Origin of the sequence: Seleniivibrio woodruffii (assembly GCF_029267515.1) — a bacterium.
Lineage (GTDB): Bacteria > Chrysiogenota > Deferribacteres > Deferribacterales > Geovibrionaceae > Seleniivibrio > Seleniivibrio woodruffii_A.
Map to the genome: position 1 here is coordinate 197,172 of NZ_JAJUIS010000004.1, position 22,204 is coordinate 219,375.

Here is a 22,204-nt window from a genome sequence, read left to right on the forward strand (position 1 = left end):
ATCTCTAATTATTTGGCAAAAGCCCGTTTATTTTTATGGATTGTCTAAGAATATCAGTCAGATAATCTCTGAATCCGGCAGGTGAAACTATCCTTATATGCGGCAGCCATTCAAGGCAGAGTTTGACACATTCAAGCTCCGAACCCGCCGTAAAGCTAAACCTCACGCTCAGGTCGTCGTACTCCTCAAGTATCTGCTGGTTAGGAAAAAAACGTTTCCTCCGCAGGTATTCAGCCATCGGGTGTGCCATGGTGCACTCGACAACAATCTTGCCGGATGCGTCGAAAAAAATGCTTTTCGCATCGTCGATGGCGCTGTCAAGCCCTTCCGGCACTTCATCGTAAAGCCTTCCGGTGGGCTTGATGTCAGTCATTAAGTCGAGGCTGAATTTACGCAGTTCCGCACCCTTTCCACCCGCCAGATACCAGAACCCGTCGCTGTAAATTATTCTGTACGGCTTTATCGTGTAAATCCTGCCGTTCTTGCTGTACAGGAAGGAAATCTCCTGTCTGTTCATTATATAGCTCTCTGTTTCTGTGAAGACGTCGGCAATCTTGTCGAACTCGATTGAATCCTGCTTTAAAAACCGTACCACACGCTCCCTTTTCGACGCGGAGATCACCTTTTTCTTTATCTTGCGCAGGACAGGTGAAAAATCATTATTGAGAATGTTTTCTGCGTAATCGAAAAGACCGGACAGAACAGCCAGTTCGTCCTGTTTCAGATAACTTTCCGACAGTCCGTATTTTTCCGTCATATACCAGCAGTGGCGGGCATCATCGTAACATACGCCAGGCAGGTGGCTCATCTCCATCAGATAGCGCTGTGCAGTGCGCAGGCTTATCCCCATATCCTCGGCGACTATCGCCGACGTAACGGTTCTGTTCTCGTTCAGAAGTCTTATCAGGTTGAGGGCTACGTAAAGTTTGTTCATGACGGAGTATACCACAACGACAGCGGTTGTCGTCAGAGATGTCCCGCTGCCAAAAATTTCCGGAGACAGACGACAGCAGTTGTCGTCTGACCGCTTTATATTACTAAAAAGGAGGAAAACATGGACAGATATGCGATACACATAACGATGGTGATATTCTTAGGGTTTATGGTTCTTTTCGCCGTAAACGGCGGACAGAAGAACGTTCATCCGCAGGAAAACGAACAGGTTGCTCTCGAAACACTTACAAGATAATTACTTGAATTTCTTTCTGCGGAAAAGGTCGGTACGCTTTGAAATGACCCTGTCCAGAAACAGAGTGCCCTCAAGGTGATCGGTTTCGTGCTGGAGCAGAACAGCTTCGAAATCCTCCGCCTCGATAACTTTCTGCTCAAGGTTCTCGTCCTGATAGCGCAAAAGTATCTTTTTTGCGCGGTTAACGTTTCCTGTATAGTCAGGCACGCTCATACATCCCTCGCGGAACTGAATCATGCCCTCCCACTGGATTATCTCAGGGTTGATAAGAACCAGCCTGCCGTGGTTAACCTCGCATTTCGCGTTTTTTGAAGCATCCGCAACCACAATGCGCACGTTTTCGCCTATCTGTGTGGCGGCTATCCCTGTGGAATGTCCGGAGGCTTCCATTGTGTCTGTCAGGTCTGTTATAACCTGTTTTATATAATCGTTAATTTCAACGACATCTTCCGCAATCTCCTTCAAACGGGGATCGGGATATTTCAATACTTCTCTGACTGCCATATATTAAAACTCGTATGTTTCTATCTGTCTGATATTTACGTCTGTACCCATTTCTCTGGATATTTTTTTCAGGTCGTCTTCCCAGCCTGTTCCCATCATTTTGGGATCGATGATAACCTCAAGCACCATCAGATAGATGGGGCTTTTTTCCGAACCTGCCACTTTTGTTTGCAGATCAACTATGTTTATCTCCCTGTTGGCAAGATATTCGGCAACCCTGTTCACAATGCCCGGCTTGTCCGAACCGTAGACAGAGATTATGAAGTGTTCGCCTATTGGTTTAACGCCAGCTTCGCTCATAGCCTGCACGTTGAAATCTATGTTCATTGTCTTTTCCAGACCGGAGAATATTTTCTTAACATCATCCGCTGTCACACCCTCTTTGCTTACGATGAAAATAGCGGAAAAGAAGCCCTGTAGCAGGGTTGAGCTTGAATCCTCTATGTTAAAGCTGTTTTCATAGAATATCTTAGACACTGCGGCGACGATACCGGGTCTGTCCGCCGCGATAAGCGTTACTGCGAAAAGATTTTTTTGAGTCATAAAACACCCCGCTGCATTAAATACTTAAAATATTATTGTTATTACTCACCAATGTGTCAACTCAATTTTTATTGCGAGCGTTTCAGTCGGGTTATATATTCATGGTAATTGAGATTGTCCTTGATAAACCATACCCGCACGCAATATAATAGATTTAACTTATTTAGGGATATTAACATGTTTGAATTATTCACCGACAGAGCCAGAAGAGTAATACTGTTCGCAAGAGAAGCATCCGAAAGGCTTATGCAGTCGTCTATCGACACAGAGCATATCCTTATGGGGCTTCTGCGTGAACGTTCCGGAATCGCCGCCGAAATTTTCACAAAAAGGGGCATAGACGTAACAATGCTCATGAACGATGTGAAAAGCGTAAGCGAGAAAGGGCATAACCTCATGATAAAAGGCAGTCTGCCTTTCAGCCCGGCAGGAAAAAACGTTCTTGACTATGCTGTGGATGAGGCGAAGATCCTCAACACAAAATATGTCAACACAGAACATATTCTTCTGGGACTTCTTAAAGAGAAAAAAGGCAAAGCATCCATGCTGCTTTCAAAGCTGGGCTTTGAACTTCTGCCCCTGCGCGACGAGATAGCCGGACTTATCCGCACATACAGCAAGAAACAGGGACAGGCAGCTACGCCCACCATAGACGAATTCGGAAGAGATATGACCGCGCAGGCGAGGGAGGGCAAGCTCGATCCGGTCATAGGACGAGGCAAGGAGATTGAAAGGCTTATCCAGATTCTGGGCAGGCGCATCAAAAACAACGCCGTTATCATAGGCGAACCGGGCGTGGGTAAAACTGCAATAGTGGAGGGTCTCGCACTTCGCATGGTATCCGACGACATACCGGATTTCCTGCGCAACAAAAGACTCATCTCGCTTGAGCTTGGCAACGTTGTTGCCGGAACAAAATACCGCGGTCAGTTCGAGGAAAGGATGAAAAACCTCATCAAAGAGATTGAGGTTGACGGAAACATAATAATCTTTATAGACGAGATACATACCATGGTCGGTGCCGGAGCTGCGGAAGGTTCCATTGACGCTTCGAACATGCTTAAACCCGCACTTGCAAGGGGTGTTTTCCAGTGTATCGGAGCAACAACACTTAACGAATTCCGCAAAAATTTCGAAAAAGACGGCGCATTGAACAGACGATTTCAGACAATACCCGTTGAGCAGCCCTCTGTGCCCGCAACGGTGGAGATACTTTCAGGAATCAAACGTTACTATGAAGATTTTCACAAGGTTTTGATAGGTCACGAGGTTCTGGAGGAGATAGCCAGACTCACCGACAGATATATAACCGACAAGTTCCAGCCGGACAAGAGCATCGACGTGCTGGACGAAGCCTGCTCAAGACTGAAACTTGCAGTACGTCAGGTGCCGGAAGCACTCCTTAAACTCAAGGCGAAGCTGAACGAGGCGAGAACAACCCGCGACGCAAAGCTGAAAGCGTCGGATTACGACGATATCCATAAGTTTTCAAAGGATGTTGAGCGTCTTTCCAAAAAAGTTGCTGAAACTGAAAAGGAATGGGAAAAACAGCTTGAGGACAACTGGCCCACACTGCACATAGACAACATCAGCGAGGTTGTCGCCCACATGACTGGAATACCGGTGCAGAAGCTCCAGCAGGACGACCTTGCGCGGATATCCGTAATCGACAAAGAGATAAAAAAACATGTCATAGGACAGGACGAAGCGGTGGAGGCACTGGCAAAAGCCGTTAAACGCAGCTTTGCAGGGCTTTCCAACCCCAACAGACCGCTGGGATCGTTTATCTTTATGGGTCCCACAGGCGTGGGAAAAACAGAAGTGGCGAAGAAACTTGCGGAACTGGTTTTCGGTTCTGAATCAGCTCTTGTCCGCATAGACATGAGTGAATATATGGAGCGGTTCAACGCCTCCAAACTTATAGGCGCTCCTCCCGGATACGTCGGATACGAAGAGGGAGGAAAACTCACCGAGCTTGTGCGCAGGAAACCTTACAGCGTGGTGCTTTTCGACGAGATTGAAAAAGCGCACCCTGAAGTGCTCAACGTACTCCTGCAAATCCTTGACGACGGACACATCTCCGACAGTTTAGGACACAAGGTGAACTTTAAAAATACCATAGTGATAATGACTTCCAACCTCGGCACAAAACTGAGCCTTAACAAAAAGTCTCTGGGCTTCGAAACCGCGGAGAAGATTAATACCATCGACTACGGCGCATTCAGCTCAAACGCAAACCGCGAACTGAAAGACCGTTTTCCGCCGGAGTTCATAAACAGGGTGGACAACGTTATCGTGTTTAAACCGCTTGGCAAACAGGAACTGTTCAAAATAATCGACCTGCAGGTAAACGAACTGAACAGAAGGCTTGCCGACATCGGCAAATCAATCGAAATCGATGAAGAGGTGAAGGAACACATACTCAGTTCCGAATACGATTTCACATACGGAGCAAGACCTATCAGGCGTATGCTGCAATCTCTCATTGAAGATCCTTTGAGCGAACTTCTCTTAAACAGTAAACTCGGCAGACGCAAAAACCTGAAAGCGAAACTTTCAGAGACGGAAATAGTATTTAAGTGACGGAGAATTAAATTGCTTTCGAATAGAAGAATTCTCATAGCCGGAGCCGGAGCCATCGGCAGCTTTTACGGCGGTCTGATGTCAAAAGCCGGTTTTGACGTTGAACTTATGGCACGCGGCAGACACCTTGCCGCCATGCAGGAAACAGGCGTACTCAGAATAAAAAGCTGGAAATACGGCGAGCCCGTGATTCCGGTGAGAGCTGTTGCCGGAGCCGAAGGTAAATACGGGCTTATCATCCTCTGCGTAAAATCACAGGATACCGATGATGTTTGTAAACAGCTTAAAGATAATCTGGCGGACGACGGCTGTATCATTTCCTTTCAGAACGGAGTGGAAAATCCGGAAGTGCTTGCAAAGCATTTCGGCGCTGACCGCACAATAGGTGCCAGCCTCTTCGTGGGACTCTGGATAGAGCCTGCGGGAACCGTAAACCACACCAGTACAGGCGAATGTATCTTCGGCGCGTGGAGCGAAGGTGCAAAACGTTTTGAACAGCCCATCAAGGAAATTTTCGACAAGAGTGAAATAGTATCAACCATTTCACCGGACATAAAGCACACTCTGTGGAGCAAACTGGTCTGGAACGTCGCATACAATCCCCTTTCGGCGCTTCTTGAAAGCACCTGCGGACGAATGATGAAAAACCCGCTCATCTTCGAACTGATAGAGAAGATGGTTAAAGAAACTGTCGCCGCCGCAAAGCTGGAGGGCGTGACAATCACCGAAAAAGAGTGGCGCGAAAAAATACAATACCGCGACCAGCTCAACAATTATAAAACGAGTATGCTTCAGGACATAGAAAGACTCAAAAATCCTGAGATAGACGGAATACTCGGTCCCGTCATCAGAACGCTGGAAAAGCACGGCCTGTCCGCACCATACTGCGAGACCGTATTCAGAAGCGTTCAGTTCAAATACGGAGGACACTACCTTTACACTCCTAAACTCACAGCCGACGTGATAGTCAGAAACGGCGACAGCATCCTTCTCATAGAACGGATGAACGAACCCTTCGGCTGGGCGATACCCGGCGGTTTTGTGGACTACGGCGAAAAAGTTGAAGACGCTGCTATGCGTGAGCTTTTTGAGGAGACAGGCATAAAAGCGGATACTATAGATCTGCTCGGCATATATTCCGACCCGAAAAGGGACAAACGCGGACACACGGCAACCGCAGTTTACTATACCGAATCTGCGCAGCAGCCGAAAGCCGGAGACGATGCGAAAAATGCAGTGTTCTTTCCTCTGGACAAACTGCCGGATGAAATAGCTTTCGACCACAGAATGATTATTTCGGATTATATGAAAAAACTTCATATATAATAACATTTTTCGTGTTATTTTTCCCTTGATTTATCATCAGAAATAACGATGATATAGACATAGGAGATAACATGGCATTCCTACCAGAAAAAGTAGTTAACCGGCGTGAATTCATGAGGGTCAGGGTCAATATTGACCTCTGCATTACCAGTGTCATAAGACCCGGAGTACCCGAAACGGAAACGGGAAACATCTGCTTCCGCACGAAATCACTTGATATCAGTGCCGGAGGGATCTGTTTCGGACAGAAAAACATTCTTCAGGTAGGAGATATGGTGGAACTGCGCACGAAAAGCTGTCTGACAAAACAGGCGTGCCTTAACTGCGAAGACGTATATTTCATGAGCGGCAAATATGAACTTCAACCCCTTGAGGGCGTTGTAATGTGGGTAACAGACAGCATCGCAGGCGTTAAATTCCATAAACTGTCTCTGCGCAACGAAAACGTTATCAGCAAAATCGTATGGGACAGCCACCTCGAAGAGGTCAGGAACTCAAGACAGAAGCCTATCATCTTCTAATTTCCTTTTGACTTCCGCATAACTCAGGATATAATCAACCCATGAAACATATTATTATGCTGATGGCGATGATGTCTCTGCTGACAGGCTGCATAACCACCCTTGGTGCGGAAAGCACCATGCAGACAGGTGCATACGCAATTCCCGAAAAAGTGTTTGACGGCGTATACAAAGGCAGCGGTGTCCGCGTGGATATCTTCGGCAACGCAAAATACACTTTCGAATCCACTATGAAGGCGTACTCCGAAAACGGCGCTGTCTATATGCAGGAAACACTTGTGGACAACGCAGGAATAAAGACACAATACACTTACAGATTCATAAAACGCGACAACAAAAGCTACTCATGCGTTGATATCAGCGACCTCGGAAGCTGTTCTCTCACCCGTTCCGGCGATTCCATAGTCCTGAAAAACTGGATTTGGGAAAAAGGGCGCAGCGACGCATACAATTACAATATTCAGTCGGTCTATCAGCTTCTGCCGGACGGCAAAATCATAAAACGTTCATCTCTAAACAGATTTATGTTCTTCTTCGATGAAGAGGAAATCACCGCATATCAGAAAGAACTATAATTATCTGACATTAAAGAGACAATTTTAATCTCATTTTTATATTGACAACTTCTAAAAAGAGGGATACTATTAATAAAAATTATTAGTAACTCATACTACAACGGAGGTAACAACAATGAGCCTTGTAACAAAACAAGCACCTGCTTTCTCAGAGGCGGCAGTCCTCAACAAACAATTTCAAAACGTCAGCCTTGAAGACTATAAAGGCAAATGGGTAGTTCTTTTCTTCTATCCTCTGGACTTCACATTTGTATGCCCCACAGAAATCACAGCGCTTTCTGACGCAAACGAAGAGTTTGCAAAAAGAGACGCACAGATAATCGGCGTTTCCACAGACAGCAAATTCAGCCACCTTGCATGGGTTAACACTCCCAGAACAGAGGGCGGTCTCGGCGATATCGCATATCCGCTTGTCGCTGACTTCACAAAAACAATCGCAACAGACTACGGCGTTCTGCTTGACGGCGGAATGGCTCTTCGCGCAACTTTCATCATCGACCCCGAAGGCAAAGTTCAGTTCGAACTGATCCACGACCTCGGCATCGGCAGAAACGTAACAGAGATACTCAGAAACCTCGACGCGCTTCAGTTCGTACGTAAACACGGCGAAGTTTGCCCCGCAGGCTGGACACCCGGCAAAGACACCATGACTCCCGACCCCGAAAAGATGAAAAACTACTACAAAAAGAATCCGGAAGGATGGCAGAAATAACAACAGAAGGGCGGTCGAAAGACCGCCTTTTTATCTGAAATCGGCTGGATTTATCGAATGTTTTTTCAGAAGATCGTAAAGATCGGCTCTGTATATGTCTGACAGCTTTGACGCCTTACTTATGTTCCCTTTGGTTTTGCCCATAAGCTGCCTTAAAAATATTTCCTCAAAACGCCTCTTAGCTTCTCTGTATATCTGTACCTGCCTATCCGTATCACCGGCAAAACGGATGCTGTCAGCCCTGATAAAGTCCTTCTGCGCAAGCACAACTGCGCACTCGACAACATTTTCCAGCTCTCTGATATTTCCCGCCCATTCGTGTATCATAAGTCTGTCCATGGCTTCATCAGAGATGGAGGTGATGTTTTTTCCATACCGCTGCGCATATTTACGGATGAAATGACCACAGAGAAGCGGGATATCCTCCATCCGTTCTCTCAGAGGCGGAAGCTCTATCTGAATAACATGAATTCTGTAAAACAGATCTGCACGAAACTCTTTTTTTTCTATCTTTTCAAGAAGGTTCTTGTTTGAAGCGGTGATTAGCCGGAAATCCAGTTTTGTAACTTTTTCCCCGCCAAGCGGTGAAATCTCGCGGTTTTCAAGCACCCTCAGCAGTTTTGTCTGCATAGCAAACGGCATCTCGGATATTTCGTCAAGGAATATCGTGCCATGGTGTGCCTGCTCAAAATAGCCTTTCTTTTTTCTGTCCGCCCCCGTGAAAGCACCCTTTTCATAACCGAACAACTCGCTTTCAATGAGGGTTTCAGGTATTGCGGAGGAGTTTACCGCGACAAACGGTGCATCCTTCCTTAAACCGGATTCATGAAGCATACGAGCTGTAAGCTCTTTTCCTGTGCCGCTTTCGCCATATATAAAAACGCTCGCATCACTCTCTGCTGCGATGGCAATCCGCTCCCGCAGTATTTTGGTCTTCTCCGACACCCCGATGATTGTTCCCGCCATGGCGGAATCGTCCTCTCCGGCTCCTGCTCTGAGAATACGGCGGGACGATGCGCTCTGTGCTGCGGCTTTTTCAATCTTTAAAAGCAGGTCTTTATGGTCAAACGGTTTAGTAAGGTAGCTGAAGGCGCCCTCCTGCATAGCCTGAACCGCGTCTCCTATTGTTCCGTATGCTGTGAGAAAGATGACTGGCAGTCCGCTGTCTATGGTTTTAATTTCCCGCATGAGTTGAAGTCCCGTTCTGCCGTCTATGCGCATATCAAAAACAGCAGCGTCGAATATCTCCGTCTTTGCAAGAAGCAACGCTTCTGAACTGCTTTCAGCAGCATAGGGCGTATATCCGCTGCTGCAAAGCCGCAGCCGCAGAATCTCAAGCAGACTTCTGTCGTCGTCAACGATGAGCACTTTTGCCGTTTTATTTCCCAATTACTTTCCTGCCTATCTTCATATCAACTTCTTTCATTTTTTCAAGCTGCTGCCTGATGTTCTCATTTTCTTTACTTAGAGCTTTTATACGCTCGTTTAGTTCTCTGTTTTCATCGGAAATTTTATTATACGATTCCTCAGACTTTTTCAGAGCCTCGGAAAGAGCTGAGTTTTCGGCTTCCTTCTCCTGAATTTTCTTCTGAGCCAGCCTGAGTTTTCCTGTTGTTTCCGAGTTTAAGGCACCTGCCGTCCGCTCCCTTGCAAACTGTTCCATGACGTATCCGGCATATGCAGTGTACCGGCTTTCAGGGTAGATGCTTTTCATCCTGCTGTAATAAGCCTGTGCAAGCGATTCATCATAAAAGCGGCAGTTACTGTCTGTAAAAAGTATCACATAACCGAACAAATCCCTGTCGTCCAGCGCTCTTTTCAGGTTTTCCAGACCGGCATACGCCTGTTCACAGTCGCCTCTGCCAAGATTCACTGCGAAGCCCCCATCGGAAGCCCCTGTAAACGCGCAGCCGCCGCAAAAAAACATCAGGCACGCAGTGTAAAGCAGAACCTGCTTCCGCAGCCCTTTTCGCTCTTCACCCATATACTGCCTCCGTGTTTTTCGATTATTTTTCTGCAAATGGCAAGTCCCAGACCGGAACCTTTATACTCAGACGAACGGTTGCTTCCCAGCCTGTAGCGCTCGAAGATAAGCGAAAGCTCAGCCTCATCCACACCAGCGCCGCTGTCTGCAACGCAAACGGTCACAACTCCGCCGGAACAAGTTGCCGAAATTTTAACCTGTGTACCAGCACCTGAATATTTCAGCGCATTTCCGATGAGATTGTCAAACACCAGAGACAGCTTCTCTGCATCAGCAAAAGCGGTCAGATCAGGTTCTATGGTGTTCACAACCGTAATTCCCCTGCGGGCGGCTATGGGAGCTGTTTTTTCGATGGACGAAACGACAATGCGGTTTATATCCGTTTTAATTATTTCATATGTATCCTGTGCCAGGTCAAGGCGGGTGATTTCAAGTATATTATTGACAGAGTTAATCATTCTATTACTTTCCGTCTCTATGATATTCAAAAGACGCAGAGAGCTTTCCCTGTCGTCATGAAAATATCCCTCTTTCAGCATTGCAGAGGCTTCGCGTATTGAGGTCAGCGGTGTGCGCAGTTCGTGGGACACGTTTCCGATGAACTCTGTGCGCAGTTCGTCGCTCTCTTTCAGCCTGCGCACCATAACACCGAAATCCTCAGACAACCGTCTGACCTCGGAGGGTCCTCCGTGGCAGACCATTTCTGGATAACTCCCGTCAGTAACCTTTCGGGTGCTTTCACTCAGCTTCCTGATAGGTACGGCTATGCTCTTTGTGTTCGTCAGAGCAAGAAGAACAATCAGAACACCGCCTGTGACGATGAAAGCGAATGCCTCGGTTCTCACCTGTTCAACAAGTTTTCCGGAAGTGCGCAGCCCCTTTTCCCTTTTCTGTGCAGCTATGCCCCGCAGATGTTCCAGTGCCGACGACACGCCGTTCACAGAGGGCATATGCTCCTCCTGTCCCCCGCCGAGCATATATGTACTCTCTTCTGCAGAAAATGAAGCATACGCCGTTTTCAGCCGCTCCAGAGCCTCTTTTTTGCTCCCCCCGCTGATTATCGCATCCAACTCCTTCAGCACAGAGCGGAATGAACCTCCGTACTGCTCATACTGCCGCAGAAAATCCGTATCCATGGATATCAGATACTTCTCCCTGAACTCTATCTGCCGCAGAATTATCCCGCTAAGCCTGTCCGCCCTTTCTATAACAGGTATCTCAACAAGTGTGACGCGCTCCATGAGTCCGTTCAGCTTCTGGATCTTCATGAATATAACCGACATGAATATCGAAAGGAAAGCCAGCAGAATGAAATTCATAGCTATCAGCCGTGCGAATATTCCGTTAAGTTTCATAGATGCAGTTTAGCACCTGCATTAACCACATTCAATAAACAACATGCAAAAAATAAGTATAACGTAAATAACATTATTTCATAATTTCACCACCATTTGAGATGAAGGAAAATTCATACATTTTAACTTACTGATAACTAACCGGACAGAAAAAACATGACTGATAATCCATACAAAAAGTGCTTTAAAAACTGATAAAAAAAATATGATTTTATGTTTGTTATGAGCATCTTACCGACAAATAACCACATGGCACGCAATCTGCTTTATAAATATCGGCAATTAATAACAAGGAGAATGATCATGAAAAAACTTATCACCTTAGTATTCGCAGGAGCGCTCATGCTCGCTTCAGTATCCGCATTCGCTTCCGAAACAGACAAAGCTGCAGCAGCCGATTCAGCGGTTAAAAAAGAAACCGCGTCAGAAGTTAAAACAGAGGTAAAAGCCGACACGGCTCAGACAGAAAAGACAGCAGAACAACCCGCCCAACAGGAAGTTAAACCCAACTAACATCGTTAAAGGCAGAGGCAAAAACCTCTGCCTTTCCCACAATCTATTTCACAAGTCCCGATATCTCTTTGAATCCGTCGCGCCCTGCGCCGCCCACAAGCTGGAAGAGAACCGTTTCAGTTACTGTGATAACAGCACCGGCCTTTTCCATATATCCGAGAGCAATTTGCCAGTTGAATTTTGACCTTGAACAGACGGCATCCGCGGCGACGTGTACTTTATATCCTGCCTGAAGCAGATCCAGAGCGGTCTGGAGCACGCAGACGTGGGTTTCCATGCCGCACAGCACAACTGTATCGATTCCGGCAGTTTTAAGCTGATTTATGAAACTCAGTTCCCCGCAGCAGGAAAAGGAGGTTTTTTCTATGGCTTCACAGTTCAGATGTTCTGCAAGTTCGGGCACGGTCGCCCCCAGTCCCTTGGTATACTGTTGAGTGACAAGTGTCTTTATGCCAAGTACGTTTGCGCCTTTAATAAGTCTCGCGGAATTATCGGTTATCTTTTTCAGGACTTCTGGATCCATGGCTTTGACAAGCCTCTCCTGAATATCGATAACAACAAAAGCGGTGGTCTCCTTATCCAGTCTGAACATGAATGATCCTCCTAAAGATTAATCATTTTTTCTATCTCTTTAATGCCTTCATCGACATCAATAAAATGAACAGTGTTTAGCCCGCACTCCTTCGCCCGTGCTATATGTCCCTCGTTGTCGTCAACAAAAAGAGCCTCCTGCGGTTCGATGCCCATCTCGCGACAGACAAGCGGAAAAACCTCCGGCATCTTTTTGCCGATGCCCAGTTCATAGGAATTGAACACACGGTCGAACAGCTTAAAAAAGTCGTATCTGTCGTCGAACTCATCAAGCCAGTTCGTCTGATCGCTCAGTATCGCCGTGCGGTACCCTGCCGCATTGACGCGCTCTATCAGTCCGATAACCCTGGGGCGCATGGTGAACCTGCCGAATATAACGTTACGCATCTCGTCCACAGACATCTTAAAATCGTAACGCTCGCCAAGTTTTTCCCAGAACGTCTCCTCATCCGCACGCCCGTACATGTATCCGGTGCTCCAGAGCACATCGCACGCATCGTCAAAAAATTTATGAGGTAAGAAGCCATGGTGATGGGCAATGTCTGTTAAACCGTTTACCCAGCCCTCGTCAGCCATAACTCCGCCGAAATCGAAGAATACCGCTTTAATCATAAGTTTCTCTCCTGATTATATTAACATACTATAAAACAGAAATAAGTCAAATATCCTCTGTTGAAAAAAGCCCTGTACTGAACTATGTTAGACCATACATCAGAAACGGAGCATGATTTTGAAAACGAAAGTTCTGGTCGCCATGAGCGGCGGCGTTGACAGCACCCTCACAGCACACATCATGAAAGAACAGGGATACGACGTTCAGGGAGTTACCATAAAATTTTTTGAAGGGCAGGAACAGGCGCTTGCTGACGGCGAAAAAGCCGCACAGGAGCTTGGAATTCCCTGGTATGCCGCCGACTGCACCGACTTCTTTAAAGAAGATGTTATATCCTATTTCATAAGAACATATAAACTAGGCAAAACACCCAACCCCTGCGCATGGTGCAACAGGAACGCAAAACTGAACTATCTGTTCCGTGAAATGAAATCCACCTGCTCGGAAAAGGTAGTCACCGGACATTACGCCAGAAAAGTAATGTACGGCGAAAATTACCGCATTGCAAAGGGCACAGACCACACAAAAGACCAGTCATACTACCTTTCACTTCTTCGTCAGTGCCAGATTGACGTGGTTGAATTTCCGCTGGGGGAAATGACCAAAGCCGATGTCAAAGCCAAAGCCGCAGAACTTGGTCTGTCCGTTGCCGAAAAAAAGGAGAGTCAGGACATCTGCTTCCTCATGGGCAGCGATTACGGTGATTTTCTCGAAAAACACATTGACCCATCGACGATACGCAGAGGCTGGTTTATTAAAGATGGCAAAAAACTTAAAGAACATAAAGGAATTATCTATTATACAGTCGGACAGAGGCGCGGGCTGGATATAGGATATCATGAACCGCTGTTTGTTAAATCAATAGACCCAAAAACCGGAGACATAGTGCTTTCGGACAAAGATGAGGTCACAGGCAGAGGCGTTAAGCTCACCGACGTTGAATACCCTTCCGACCACGACAGGATCTTCCGTGCAGAGGTTAAGGTGCGTTACCGCATGGCGCCCGCAGGATGTATGGTGGAGATTCAGCCTTCCAACACAGCGACAATTTTATTCGATACGCCGGAATTTGCCCCCACACCGGGGCAGGTGGCGTGCATTTACAAAGACGATATAGTCATAGGCGGCGGATTCATTGGAAGCGTATTTTAAACGGTTTAAAACGGCATACGTCGCCCTCAGCGGGGGAGCGGACAGCGCTGCTGTACTGATGCTTGCCGCTGAATATATGGGTACGGAGAACGTTAAGGCGTTCACCTGCACAGGCGGACATGTTTTCGGATATGAAATAGAGAAAGCGGCGGAGATATCCGCAAAGGTCGGCGTTGTGCACATTACAGCACCGGCGGACATGCCTGCCGTATTTTTTGAGAACACTCCGGACAGATGCTACCACTGCAAAAGGGCGGTACTGTCTAAGATAGCCGAATATGCAGGAACTGAAGTTATATTTGACGGCACGAACACCGACGACGATCCTGCCAGCAGACCTGGTTTCCGTGCACTCGCCGAAACAGGCGTGGTTTCGCCGCTGCGCGACCTGGGACTCGGCAAAAGTTTTACGCTGGAAAAAGTTAAATCCCTTGAGATAGATTTTCACGATGAATCGTGCAAAGCCACAAGGCTGACACTGCCAATCGACAGCGAAAGAATGGATCGGGTCGAGCGGGCTGAAAACCTCCTGCGCGACAGATACAGAGGCATCCGATACAAAATAGACGAAAACAGGATAGAGTTTAAAAAAACTCTGACACTTTCTGCGGATGATTTCGGCAATATTGTGAATACTGTCAGACTAACTCGCTGACCTCGCAGGGGATCATAATACGAAACTTAGCTCCGCCCTCTTCGCCGTGCGTGGCTGTTATCTCCGCAGACATCGCCTCAGCAATTGCTGCACATACCGCAAGCCCCAAACCTGAACCGTCATCCTTTGTTGTGTAGTAAGGCAGAAAGAGTTTATCCATATCCGCTTCGCCGAACCCGGCACCATCGTCCTCATATATGATTTCCATTCCCTTTTTAACAACGTTAAGATGAAGCACAGCGTTCTTAGCCCCCGCCTCAAGTGAATTACTGAGAAGCACGGTTATTATCTTTCCTATCTTCGCCCTGTCCACGCGGACGCGTACATCATCGGTATAATGTACTGCTGTTATAAGATTCTTCTGCACGTATCTGGCGGACTTACGCCTTATGTCGTCGCCCAGTTCCGCAAGAGTTATGTTTGCGGTCGTTATTCTTACAGGAAGAGAGTATTCAACGAACTCACCTATTCTCTCCCCTAGACGGAAGGTTTCGCCGCGGATAGACATTATCTCCCCGTGGCGCACACCCTGTCTCTCAAGGCTGTCCACAATACGGTTTATCTCCTCTATCGGCTCGGCGAGTTCCTGCGCCAGACCGAAAGAAAGGTTCTCCATGCGCGTTTCGTGCTTCTGCCTGTTTTCCTCGTGAAGTTTTGAAAAGTCACTGATGGGTTTTGTCATTCTCTGGCTGAGGTAAAGTCCCGTCAAAAGACCTGAAACTATGATAAGCAGGTTTAGCAGAACCAATCCGCTTATGTTTGTCACAATTCCTTTAACTATCGATGTCCTGCTGATGAAAAACTCCATCGTACCTATTCGGGTGCCGACCTTGTCGGTTAGGGACAAACGGAAAACTATATTATCGGCATCGGGGGTAATACTGTCTCTGTCCACTTTGCCGTCTGCCATATAAAGACCTTCGGCGTTATAGACCGCAATGTTGTCAAGATGGGGTACTGCGTCTGTGAGGCGCGTTATGAGGGTAAAAATACCAAATGCGTTGTCTTCCGCGAGGTATTTTTCAAGATCAGAGGAAACAATCTTTCCTTGCGCTTCGATGAAATGTTTTGCGGAGCGAACTTCCGCGATGTACTGGATGTAGACGAAGAGGACGATGTTCACCATTACGGCTGTCAGCGCCAGAAACCCAATGAGCAGAATGGGTCTGCGCTTTAACCGCTTTACAAGCCTTTCCGCTTTTTCACTTGGTGAGTTCATTTCGCCTCCAGACATATTATACCTCATGATTGGATTTCATCAACAAAGCACTGTTTATTTTTAGTATTTGCATATTCCGGCGGAATCCCGTCTGGAAAGGTTATAATGAAATGATGAATTCTTTGACTGAGCGCAGAGCGTCCATATCCGGTTCGACAATTATCCTGTTGCCCGATTTATACATCCTTATCAGACCGGAATCCCTCAGCTCTTTGAGATGTCTTGATATTGTCGGCAGACTGTAGTTGAATTCCGACGCTATGGTTCCCACACATGTTGCCTGACTGATGATGTCGGTGTTTTCAGGAGACATATCAGCACTGCACACATACGGCGTTTTAAGTATTTTAAGAATTATTGCAAGCCTTGTCTTATTTCCCAGCGCCTTGAAAATTCTGGCGAACTTTACGGAATCGCTCATAACTCCCCTTGCCTAAACTATGATAGTAAGTTAACATTATTTAGCAATTTAGCTAAATATGCAACAGAGGTAAAACATGGACTTACTTATTATCCTCAACAATACCCCTTATGACGGAAGCGACAAAACATGGAACGCGCTTCGCCTGGCATCTACTTTATTACAGAAAGAGCGTAAAGTCTGCATATTTTTAATGAACGATTCCGTTGACCTCGCAAGGGATAAGACGGTTAAGCCGGACTATTACGACACAGACCTTGTGGTCATGCTGAAAGAACTTATGGAGAAAGGTCTTGTTCTGAAAGTCTGCGGAACCTGTCAGGCTCGCTGCGGCATACACAAGAACGAACCCTATTTCTCGCCGGAGGTTAAAAGCACAATGAACGAACTTGCGGAGCTTGTTATCAGCAGCGGGAAGGTGCTTACGTTCTGAGGCATGAGACTGCTTCGGGCTGACACCCTTGCAGAGACAGGGCTTGCTTTAAACTTGGCTTTTTGATGCAAGCACTACAAGGAAGATTTTTTGAGCGGGCTGCGAGCGTACATAAAAGTACGTGAGCAGTTCCGAAAAGAAGCTGACGCAGTAATGCGCCGCATATAAAAGCCAATAAAAAAAAAGCCCGGCGATGAAGCCGGGCTTGTTGCATTAACGTTTGGAGAACTGAGAAGACTTTCTCGCCTTCGGTTTACCGGGTTTCTTACGCTCGACTGCTCTGGAGTCTCTGGTAAGGAATCCTTCTTTTTTCAGTGCGGGACGGTTTGCTGCATCGAATTCGCAAAGTGCTCTTGCGAGACCGTGACGAACTGCGCCTGCCTGTCCGCTTTTGCCGCCGCCCTTAACAGTGATGTAAAGGTCGAACTTGCCCTCAGCGCTGATAGTTGAAAGGGGCTGGAGGCTGATCATTGTGAGAGTAGGTCTCTCAAAATAAGCCTCAGGCTCTTTGCCGTTGATAGTGACAACACCTTTGCCGGGTTTGATGAAAACTCTGGCACAGGATGTTTTTCTTCTGCCTGTTCCGTATGTATAGTCAGCCATCAATAGTCTCCTTATATCTCAAAAACTTCGGGGTTCTGAGCAGCATGAGGATGCTCTGATCCGGTGTAGATTTTAAGTTTGCTGATCATTGCTCTGCCCATTTTTGTTTTGGGAAGCATGTTTTTAACAGCCATTCTGATAACGTCTTCGGGTTTCTTCTCAAGCTGCTCTTTAAGGGTTCTTTCTTTAAGACCGCCGAGATAGCCGGAGTGTCTGTAGTACATTTTGTCGTCCATCTTAGCGCCGGTGACGATGAATTTGTCAGCGTTGATAACGATAACAAAGTCGCCTGTGTCGATGGAGGGGGTGTAGATCGGTTTCTTTTTGCCCATAAGGGTCATTGCGATCTCAGTAGCCATACGTCCGAGAACCTTGCCTTTAGCGTCGAGAACGTACCATTTTTTTTCTATTTCGTCGGGTTTTGCCCAATAGCTTTTCATGTGTAAACCTCGTCAAAAATGTGAGCCTTTTAATTTATTTAATCTGTGACGTTGTGTCAAGCAGATTTTAAATTAAAGACCTTTCCTTCTTTCTTTAATTCTCGCAGCTTTACCGCGCAGGTCTCTCATGTAGAACAGTCTTGCCTGACGGACTTTACCTGTTCTGATAAGTTCAACCTTGTCGATACGGGGTGAGCAATAGGGGAAAGTTCTTTCCACGCCTATGTCGCCAACCATCTTTCTCACTGTAAAAGTTGAGTTTGTGCTGTTTCTGTGGATCTTGATAACAAGACCTTCGTACGCCTGTATACGCTCTTTGTTACCCTCGATGATACGGAAGTAAACTCTTACTGTATCGCCGGAGCGGAAAGCAGGCATTTCTTTTTCAGTTTTAAACATCGCCTCAACAGAAGCGATAAGTTTATTTTTCATGGATGAGCCTCCTAAAAACTATGTATCCTGTCAAGTATTATGGCCACGGCGCTTCTGACCGAAAGGTGGTTGAAAGGTCCGACCCCCTTTATGGGTTTAAGCACCCTGTCCGACATTTTGAAAACGTCTTCGGTGAAGCCCCAGCCAGTGCCGAAAATTATCAGGCATGGTTTTTCCTCTGCAAGCCTCGCCGTCTCTTCGAAACCGATGTTCGCCCTGGAATCCCGCGCCGTGGTGGCTATAACCACCGGACGCTCGCCTTCGAGCTTTTCGATTTCTGATATAACATCAAGAAGTCCCTCTGCGAGCTTTGTCCGCTCAAAGGCCTCCTTGCGGTTGACATTGTATGTTGCACCGTATCCTTTCAGCCAGTGGTCGATAACCCGCGAGGCTATCTCTCTCTGTGCCTGAAGAGGTGTCACAACGAAATACTTTTTAACGTCAAACGTTGTGCATGTTCTGGAGATGTCGTGCAGATCCATGTTGGTAATGGACGTTGCAACGTTTGTCTTCTCCTTGTCCTTCATCGGATAGTGCAGAAGTGCGACGTATATTTTCTTTTTTAATGCGATTGTGTCAAGATATTTTTTGTCCTCGGCACTTAAATCTGCATTTTTGAGCATGTCAGGTCTGTTCTTCGCGGTTATTTCGATGGATTTCTGTCTTCTCCATTTTTCAATCTCCGCGTGGTGCCCGGATAGAAGAATTTCAGGCACCGACTGACCTTCGAACTCATAGGGTCTTGTGTAATGAGGGTACTCCAGCATTCCGGAGGTGTGAGAGTCCTCCAGAGGCGAGTTTTCATCACCCAAAACGCCCGGCAGAAGCCTAGCTATGGAATCTATCATAACCATCGAGGCAAATTCGCCGCCTGTCAGAACAAAATCGCCCAGTGAGAGCGACTCGTCAACGCAAAGACCGACAACCCGTTCATCCACGCCTTCATAGCGTCCGCAGATGAATGTGAGGCTATCATATTCACGGAGCCTTTCGGCGTCCTTCTGGGTGAATTTCTTCCCCCTCGGGTCCATGAGTATGACGTGGGTATCGCCATCCTTTTGTTTCAGGTCTCTGACAGCAGTCACGATAGGTTCAGGCTTCATAACAAGTCCCTGTCCGCCGCCGTACTGGTAATCGTCGGTGATTCTGTGTTTGTCCGTGGTGTAGCTTCTTATGTCAACGGGGTTTAAGGTAAAGAAGCCGGCGTCCGCAGCCTTAGACAGAACACCCTGCGAAAAGGGCGAAGTGAACATCTCCGGAAATATCGTAAGGATATTAAACGTTTTCACTTATAAGCCCCTCTCGGTTGATAACCAGTTTTTTCTCTTTCACGTTAATCTCTGTAACGTGATCCTTATTGTTGGAAATCAGGTAAGTCCCATTTTCACCCTGAATACGGAACACCTCTGCGGCGCCCGCCTCCATATAGTCGATGAGAGTCCCCACCATATTTCCGTCAGTGTCTAACACCCGACACCCCTCAAGCTCGTGCCAGTAAATCTCGCCTTCAAGCTCAGGGAGCATCTCTTCAGGGAGAACAACGTCCATCCCCTTGTATTTCAGGGCGGATTCAATATCCTCCACCCCTTTGAAGCCCACAAGGAGCATTCCCTTGTAGTCCTTCATATACTCTACTTCAAGAGACGCCTTCACTTTGCCTTCTTTAGAAAGCATCATATACTGCATCTCTTCCAGAACTTCCGGGCTTTCCGTGGTCACCTGCATCAGCAGAAGTCCGTCAAGCCCGTGTGTGTTAACAAGTTTCCCGATCTTTATAAATTTCATGAACCACGCCGCAGGGAATCTTTATCTCCTCTGCAATGGGAAAATCAGTCCAGAATTTCCAGAACGACTTTCTTTCCGTTTTTAACGCCGGAGGCATTGATTATCGTTCTGATAGCCTTTGCCGTGCGTCCCTGCTTGCCGATAACTTTGCCGAGGTCGGCAGAGTCCACACGAAGCTCAAGAACTGCGGATTTCTCACCCTCAACCTCTTTAAGCTCCACAGCCTCGGGTTTATCAACCAGAGACTTAACGATAAATTCAACAAGCTCTTTCATGGTTCACCTCTGTATTCAACAGTGCTTATTTAGATGCTGCAAGCTGAGCTATAACGCCTTGTTTGGACAGCAGATTTTTAACTGTGTCGGAAGGCTGTGCGCCTTTTTTCAGCCAGTCAAGAGCTTTTTCGGTGTCTATTTTCACTTCTGCCTCAGCGGGGATAGGGTTGTAATAGCCGAGGATCTCGATGAAATTACCGTTGCGTCTTTCCTGTGCATCGCAAACAACGATTCTGTAGAAGGGTCTTTTTTTACGTCCGAGTCTTACAAGTCTGATTCTGGTAGCCACTTAAATGTACCTCACTTATTATTGTACTGTTATTATTGTCATCTCATTTTGAGAAAATCTCTCATCATGGCAGGGTTCAGCTTATTGGAGCCGCCCAGTTTCTTTTTCATCTGCTTCATCATCTTGTTCATCTGATTGAGCTGATTGACAAGTCTATTAACATCGGCGACGGATGTTCCGCTGCCTCTTGCTATTCTTTTTCTTCTTCCGGAATTGAGTATCTTGGCGTTTTTACGTTCATGGCGTGTCATGGAGAAGATGATAGCCTCAATCTTTTTGAACTGCTTCTCGTCCATATCGCCCATAGAGACGTTGCCAAGTCCCGGAATCATGCGCATAATGCTCTCAAGGGAGCCCATTTTCTTTATCATTTTGAACTGTTTGAGCATATCGTCAAAGTCGAGACCGTGTTTAGCCATCTTTTCGGCCATGTCTTCGGCATCGCCGTCCTCAATGGATTCCTGAGCTCTTTCAACCAGAGTGACGATATCGCCCATGCCGAGGATACGGGATGCCATCCTGTCGGGATAGAAAGCCTCGAACTCGGTCATTTTTTCGCCTGTACCGATGAATTTGAGGGGTTTGCCTGTCACTTCCTTGATAGAAAGCGCAGCTCCGCCTCGTGCATCACCGTCCATTTTGGTAAGGATTATACCTGTCGCCTCAAGGCTTTCGTTAAAGCTCTTGGCAACGTTAACGGCATCCTGACCTGTCATCGCATCCGCAACGAAAAGGATTTCGTCAGGCGTAACAGCCTCTTTTGTGCGGACAAGTTCCGCCATAAGCTCCTCATCAATGTGGAGTCGTCCGGCGGTATCTATGATAACCACGTCTTTCGCGGTCTTTTTAGCATATGCAAGAGCGTCTGCGGCAATTTTAACCGCGTCTCTGCTCTGTCTGTCGGAGTAAACGTCACAGTTGAGCTGTTTACCCAGAGTTTCAAGCTGGTCTATCGCAGCGGGACGGTATATATCGCCCGCAACGAGCAGAACATTCCTCTTCTGCTTCATCAGCAGACCCGCGAGTTTGCCCGCGGAAGTTGTTTTACCGGAACCCTGGAGACCCGCCATCATGATAACGGTGGGAGGCTGCGAGTTCAGCCTTATCTTGCCCTCGTCGTAGTCCTTTCCGCCGAGAATTTCAACAAGCTCATCATGCACTATCTTAATGAAGACCTGATCGGGTGTGAGGCTCTTTAAAACCTCTTCGCCCATAGCCTTTGCCTGAACGCTTCCTATAAAGTTCTTAACGACCTTATAGTTGACATCCGCCTCCAGCAGAGCCATCCTCACCATTTTAAGTGCTTCTGTTATATTGTTTTCATCAAGACGTACCTGCTTTTTCAGCTTCTTAAATACGCCGTTGAGCTTATCATTCAGAGTAGCAAACATTTTTAAACGCACCTCTAGGACGTTATAAGGGTGAACTAAAGTTTATAGGTGAAACGGGTAGGTCTGTCAATAAATATTTCGAAAAGACTTTCTGACTTTT

At 46.9% G+C, this 22,204-nt stretch carries 28 protein-coding genes; 10 read left to right on the forward strand and 18 right to left on the reverse strand.

The window, feature by feature from the left end:
- Nucleotides 1-4 precede the first annotated feature (4 nt).
- Complete coding sequence (locus tag Q7P67_RS06185) at nt 5-934, reverse strand: YafY family protein (RefSeq protein ID WP_303851067.1); 930 nt, start codon at nt 932-934, stop codon at nt 5-7.
- Nucleotides 935-1,054: 120 nt separating this feature from the next.
- Here Q7P67_RS06185 and Q7P67_RS06190 point away from each other — a divergent pair, with 120 nt between their 5' ends.
- Nucleotides 1,055-1,189, forward strand: coding sequence for a hypothetical protein (locus Q7P67_RS06190; RefSeq protein ID WP_303851068.1), 135 nt, complete (start codon nt 1,055-1,057; stop codon nt 1,187-1,189).
- On the opposite strand, the gene def is transcribed toward Q7P67_RS06190, so the two are convergent.
- Together def and Q7P67_RS06200 are read right to left on the reverse strand one after the other, a co-directional pair.
- On the reverse strand, nt 1,190-1,693 hold the full coding sequence (gene def / locus Q7P67_RS06195; protein ID WP_303851069.1) for a peptide deformylase: 504 nt from the start codon (nt 1,691-1,693) through the stop codon (nt 1,190-1,192).
- A gap of 3 nt (nt 1,694-1,696) precedes the next feature.
- Nucleotides 1,697-2,236 (reverse strand): glycine cleavage system protein R, encoded by a 540-nt coding sequence (locus Q7P67_RS06200; RefSeq protein ID WP_303851070.1) that lies wholly within the window; start codon nt 2,234-2,236, stop codon nt 1,697-1,699.
- 177 nt (nt 2,237-2,413) lie between these two features.
- Here Q7P67_RS06200 and Q7P67_RS06205 point away from each other — a divergent pair, with 177 nt between their 5' ends.
- The 5 genes from Q7P67_RS06205 (at nt 2,414) to Q7P67_RS06225 (ending at nt 7,953) form a co-directional block, all read left to right on the forward strand.
- Complete coding sequence (locus Q7P67_RS06205; protein WP_303851071.1) at nt 2,414-4,819, forward strand: ATP-dependent Clp protease ATP-binding subunit; 2,406 nt, start codon at nt 2,414-2,416, stop codon at nt 4,817-4,819.
- A 12-nt stretch (nt 4,820-4,831) separates the two neighbouring features.
- The gene (locus Q7P67_RS06210) at nt 4,832-6,145 is read left to right on the forward strand and encodes a 2-dehydropantoate 2-reductase (RefSeq protein WP_303851072.1); all 1,314 of its coding nucleotides are present in this window, start codon (nt 4,832-4,834) and stop codon (nt 6,143-6,145) included.
- A gap of 71 nt (nt 6,146-6,216) precedes the next feature.
- Nucleotides 6,217-6,666, forward strand: a complete 450-nt coding sequence (locus tag Q7P67_RS06215; RefSeq protein ID WP_303851073.1) for a PilZ domain-containing protein — start codon at nt 6,217-6,219, stop codon at nt 6,664-6,666.
- A gap of 41 nt (nt 6,667-6,707) precedes the next feature.
- Entirely contained in the window at nt 6,708-7,241 is a 534-nt protein-coding gene (locus Q7P67_RS06220) for a DUF3833 family protein (RefSeq protein WP_303851074.1), read from the forward strand.
- A gap of 115 nt (nt 7,242-7,356) precedes the next feature.
- The gene (locus Q7P67_RS06225) at nt 7,357-7,953 is read left to right on the forward strand and encodes a peroxiredoxin (protein ID WP_303851075.1); all 597 of its coding nucleotides are present in this window, start codon (nt 7,357-7,359) and stop codon (nt 7,951-7,953) included.
- A 30-nt stretch (nt 7,954-7,983) separates the two neighbouring features.
- On the opposite strand, the gene Q7P67_RS06230 is transcribed toward Q7P67_RS06225, so the two are convergent.
- Genes Q7P67_RS06230 through Q7P67_RS06240 form a run of 3 tightly spaced genes read right to left on the reverse strand, consistent with a single transcriptional unit; the run spans nt 7,984 to nt 11,292 of the window.
- Nucleotides 7,984-9,342 carry a sigma-54 dependent transcriptional regulator gene (locus Q7P67_RS06230; protein WP_303851076.1) on the reverse strand — a complete coding sequence of 453 codons (1,359 nt, stop codon included), beginning with the start codon at nt 9,340-9,342 and terminating at the stop codon, nt 7,984-7,986.
- Complete coding sequence (locus Q7P67_RS06235) at nt 9,332-9,937, reverse strand: hypothetical protein (protein WP_303851077.1); 606 nt, start codon at nt 9,935-9,937, stop codon at nt 9,332-9,334. The genes Q7P67_RS06230 and Q7P67_RS06235 overlap by 11 nt, the downstream gene beginning before the upstream one ends.
- Entirely contained in the window at nt 9,880-11,292 is a 1,413-nt protein-coding gene (locus tag Q7P67_RS06240; RefSeq protein WP_303851078.1) for a HAMP domain-containing sensor histidine kinase, read from the reverse strand. Before Q7P67_RS06240 ends, Q7P67_RS06235 begins: the two co-directional genes overlap by 58 nt.
- Nucleotides 11,293-11,595: 303 nt before the next feature.
- On the opposite strand from Q7P67_RS06240, the gene Q7P67_RS06245 reads away from it, so the two are divergent.
- On the forward strand, nt 11,596-11,805 hold the full coding sequence (locus Q7P67_RS06245) for a hypothetical protein (RefSeq protein WP_303851079.1): 210 nt from the start codon (nt 11,596-11,598) through the stop codon (nt 11,803-11,805).
- 43 nt (nt 11,806-11,848) lie between these two features.
- Here the strand turns inward: Q7P67_RS06245 and Q7P67_RS06250 are convergent, their stop codons facing one another.
- Both Q7P67_RS06250 and Q7P67_RS06255 read right to left on the reverse strand, forming a co-directional pair.
- Nucleotides 11,849-12,397 (reverse strand): hydrolase, encoded by a 549-nt coding sequence (locus tag Q7P67_RS06250; RefSeq protein WP_303851080.1) that lies wholly within the window; start codon nt 12,395-12,397, stop codon nt 11,849-11,851.
- Nucleotides 12,398-12,408: 11 nt separating this feature from the next.
- Nucleotides 12,409-13,008, reverse strand: a complete 600-nt coding sequence (locus Q7P67_RS06255; protein WP_303851082.1) for an HAD family phosphatase — start codon at nt 13,006-13,008, stop codon at nt 12,409-12,411.
- A gap of 112 nt (nt 13,009-13,120) precedes the next feature.
- Here Q7P67_RS06255 and mnmA point away from each other — a divergent pair, with 112 nt between their 5' ends.
- Both mnmA and Q7P67_RS06265 read left to right on the forward strand, forming a co-directional pair.
- The gene (gene mnmA, locus Q7P67_RS06260; protein ID WP_303851083.1) at nt 13,121-14,161 is read left to right on the forward strand and encodes a tRNA 2-thiouridine(34) synthase MnmA; all 1,041 of its coding nucleotides are present in this window, start codon (nt 13,121-13,123) and stop codon (nt 14,159-14,161) included.
- Complete coding sequence (locus Q7P67_RS06265) at nt 14,145-14,816, forward strand: asparagine synthase-related protein (RefSeq protein ID WP_303851084.1); 672 nt, start codon at nt 14,145-14,147, stop codon at nt 14,814-14,816. Before mnmA ends, Q7P67_RS06265 begins: the two co-directional genes overlap by 17 nt.
- Here Q7P67_RS06265 and Q7P67_RS06270 read toward each other — a convergent pair.
- The gene (locus Q7P67_RS06270; RefSeq protein WP_303851085.1) at nt 14,800-16,050 is read right to left on the reverse strand and encodes a HAMP domain-containing sensor histidine kinase; all 1,251 of its coding nucleotides are present in this window, start codon (nt 16,048-16,050) and stop codon (nt 14,800-14,802) included. The two genes, Q7P67_RS06265 and Q7P67_RS06270, sit on opposite strands and share 17 nt — an antisense overlap.
- Nucleotides 16,051-16,135: 85 nt before the next feature.
- Nucleotides 16,136-16,456 (reverse strand): helix-turn-helix transcriptional regulator, encoded by a 321-nt coding sequence (locus tag Q7P67_RS06275; RefSeq protein WP_303851086.1) that lies wholly within the window; start codon nt 16,454-16,456, stop codon nt 16,136-16,138.
- Between the two features lie 76 nt (nt 16,457-16,532).
- Here Q7P67_RS06275 and Q7P67_RS06280 point away from each other — a divergent pair, with 76 nt between their 5' ends.
- Nucleotides 16,533-16,889: a DsrE/DsrF/TusD sulfur relay family protein gene (locus Q7P67_RS06280; protein WP_303851087.1), complete on the forward strand. Its 357-nt coding sequence runs from the start codon at nt 16,533-16,535 to the stop codon at nt 16,887-16,889.
- Nucleotides 16,890-17,102: 213 nt separating this feature from the next.
- Here the strand turns inward: Q7P67_RS06280 and rpsI are convergent, their stop codons facing one another.
- The 8 genes from rpsI to ffh form a co-directional block, all read right to left on the reverse strand.
- Nucleotides 17,103-17,492, reverse strand: coding sequence for a 30S ribosomal protein S9 (rpsI, locus tag Q7P67_RS06285; RefSeq protein WP_303851088.1), 390 nt, complete (start codon nt 17,490-17,492; stop codon nt 17,103-17,105).
- Nucleotides 17,493-17,503: 11 nt separating this feature from the next.
- Entirely contained in the window at nt 17,504-17,932 is a 429-nt protein-coding gene (gene rplM / locus Q7P67_RS06290; RefSeq protein WP_303851089.1) for a 50S ribosomal protein L13, read from the reverse strand.
- Nucleotides 17,933-18,004: 72 nt separating this feature from the next.
- Nucleotides 18,005-18,364 (reverse strand): 50S ribosomal protein L19, encoded by a 360-nt coding sequence (gene rplS / locus Q7P67_RS06295; protein ID WP_303851091.1) that lies wholly within the window; start codon nt 18,362-18,364, stop codon nt 18,005-18,007.
- Between the two features lie 11 nt (nt 18,365-18,375).
- Nucleotides 18,376-19,653 carry a tRNA (guanosine(37)-N1)-methyltransferase TrmD gene (trmD, locus tag Q7P67_RS06300; RefSeq protein WP_303851092.1) on the reverse strand — a complete coding sequence of 426 codons (1,278 nt, stop codon included), beginning with the start codon at nt 19,651-19,653 and terminating at the stop codon, nt 18,376-18,378.
- Entirely contained in the window at nt 19,640-20,149 is a 510-nt protein-coding gene (gene rimM / locus Q7P67_RS06305) for a ribosome maturation factor RimM (RefSeq protein WP_303851093.1), read from the reverse strand. The genes trmD and rimM overlap by 14 nt, the downstream gene beginning before the upstream one ends.
- A 44-nt stretch (nt 20,150-20,193) precedes the next feature.
- Nucleotides 20,194-20,424, reverse strand: a complete 231-nt coding sequence (locus tag Q7P67_RS06310) for a KH domain-containing protein (protein WP_303851094.1) — start codon at nt 20,422-20,424, stop codon at nt 20,194-20,196.
- A 25-nt stretch (nt 20,425-20,449) separates the two neighbouring features.
- Nucleotides 20,450-20,713: a 30S ribosomal protein S16 gene (gene rpsP, locus Q7P67_RS06315; protein WP_303851096.1), complete on the reverse strand. Its 264-nt coding sequence runs from the start codon at nt 20,711-20,713 to the stop codon at nt 20,450-20,452.
- Between the two features lie 38 nt (nt 20,714-20,751).
- On the reverse strand, nt 20,752-22,104 hold the full coding sequence (ffh, locus tag Q7P67_RS06320) for a signal recognition particle protein (protein WP_303851097.1): 1,353 nt from the start codon (nt 22,102-22,104) through the stop codon (nt 20,752-20,754).
- Nucleotides 22,105-22,204 lie beyond the last annotated feature (100 nt).

Coding starts and splice junctions, on each gene's coding strand:
- Q7P67_RS06310 (WP_303851094.1), bottom strand. CDS start 20,424: ATGAAAGAGCTTGTTGAATTTATCGTTAAGTCTCTGGTTGATAAACCC.
- Q7P67_RS06245 (WP_303851079.1), top strand. CDS start 11,596: ATGAAAAAACTTATCACCTTAGTATTCGCAGGAGCGCTCATGCTCGCT.
- def (WP_303851069.1), bottom strand. CDS start 1,693: ATGGCAGTCAGAGAAGTATTGAAATATCCCGATCCCCGTTTGAAGGAG.
- rimM (WP_303851093.1), bottom strand. CDS start 20,149: ATGAAATTTATAAAGATCGGGAAACTTGTTAACACACACGGGCTTGAC.
- ffh (WP_303851097.1), bottom strand. CDS start 22,104: ATGTTTGCTACTCTGAATGATAAGCTCAACGGCGTATTTAAGAAGCTG.
- Q7P67_RS06280 (WP_303851087.1), top strand. CDS start 16,533: ATGGACTTACTTATTATCCTCAACAATACCCCTTATGACGGAAGCGAC.
- Q7P67_RS06220 (WP_303851074.1), top strand. CDS start 6,708: ATGAAACATATTATTATGCTGATGGCGATGATGTCTCTGCTGACAGGC.
- Q7P67_RS06250 (WP_303851080.1), bottom strand. CDS start 12,397: ATGTTCAGACTGGATAAGGAGACCACCGCTTTTGTTGTTATCGATATT.
- Q7P67_RS06205 (WP_303851071.1), top strand. CDS start 2,414: ATGTTTGAATTATTCACCGACAGAGCCAGAAGAGTAATACTGTTCGCA.
- mnmA (WP_303851083.1), top strand. CDS start 13,121: ATGATTTTGAAAACGAAAGTTCTGGTCGCCATGAGCGGCGGCGTTGAC.
- rplS (WP_303851091.1), bottom strand. CDS start 18,364: ATGAAAAATAAACTTATCGCTTCTGTTGAGGCGATGTTTAAAACTGAA.
- rplM (WP_303851089.1), bottom strand. CDS start 17,932: ATGAAAAGCTATTGGGCAAAACCCGACGAAATAGAAAAAAAATGGTAC.
- Q7P67_RS06255 (WP_303851082.1), bottom strand. CDS start 13,008: ATGATTAAAGCGGTATTCTTCGATTTCGGCGGAGTTATGGCTGACGAG.
- Q7P67_RS06235 (WP_303851077.1), bottom strand. CDS start 9,937: ATGGGTGAAGAGCGAAAAGGGCTGCGGAAGCAGGTTCTGCTTTACACT.
- Q7P67_RS06200 (WP_303851070.1), bottom strand. CDS start 2,236: ATGACTCAAAAAAATCTTTTCGCAGTAACGCTTATCGCGGCGGACAGA.
- Q7P67_RS06190 (WP_303851068.1), top strand. CDS start 1,055: ATGGACAGATATGCGATACACATAACGATGGTGATATTCTTAGGGTTT.
- rpsI (WP_303851088.1), bottom strand. CDS start 17,492: ATGGCTGACTATACATACGGAACAGGCAGAAGAAAAACATCCTGTGCC.
- Q7P67_RS06240 (WP_303851078.1), bottom strand. CDS start 11,292: ATGAAACTTAACGGAATATTCGCACGGCTGATAGCTATGAATTTCATT.
- Q7P67_RS06225 (WP_303851075.1), top strand. CDS start 7,357: ATGAGCCTTGTAACAAAACAAGCACCTGCTTTCTCAGAGGCGGCAGTC.
- Q7P67_RS06270 (WP_303851085.1), bottom strand. CDS start 16,050: ATGTCTGGAGGCGAAATGAACTCACCAAGTGAAAAAGCGGAAAGGCTT.
- Q7P67_RS06185 (WP_303851067.1), bottom strand. CDS start 934: ATGAACAAACTTTACGTAGCCCTCAACCTGATAAGACTTCTGAACGAG.
- Q7P67_RS06215 (WP_303851073.1), top strand. CDS start 6,217: ATGGCATTCCTACCAGAAAAAGTAGTTAACCGGCGTGAATTCATGAGG.
- Q7P67_RS06275 (WP_303851086.1), bottom strand. CDS start 16,456: ATGAGCGATTCCGTAAAGTTCGCCAGAATTTTCAAGGCGCTGGGAAAT.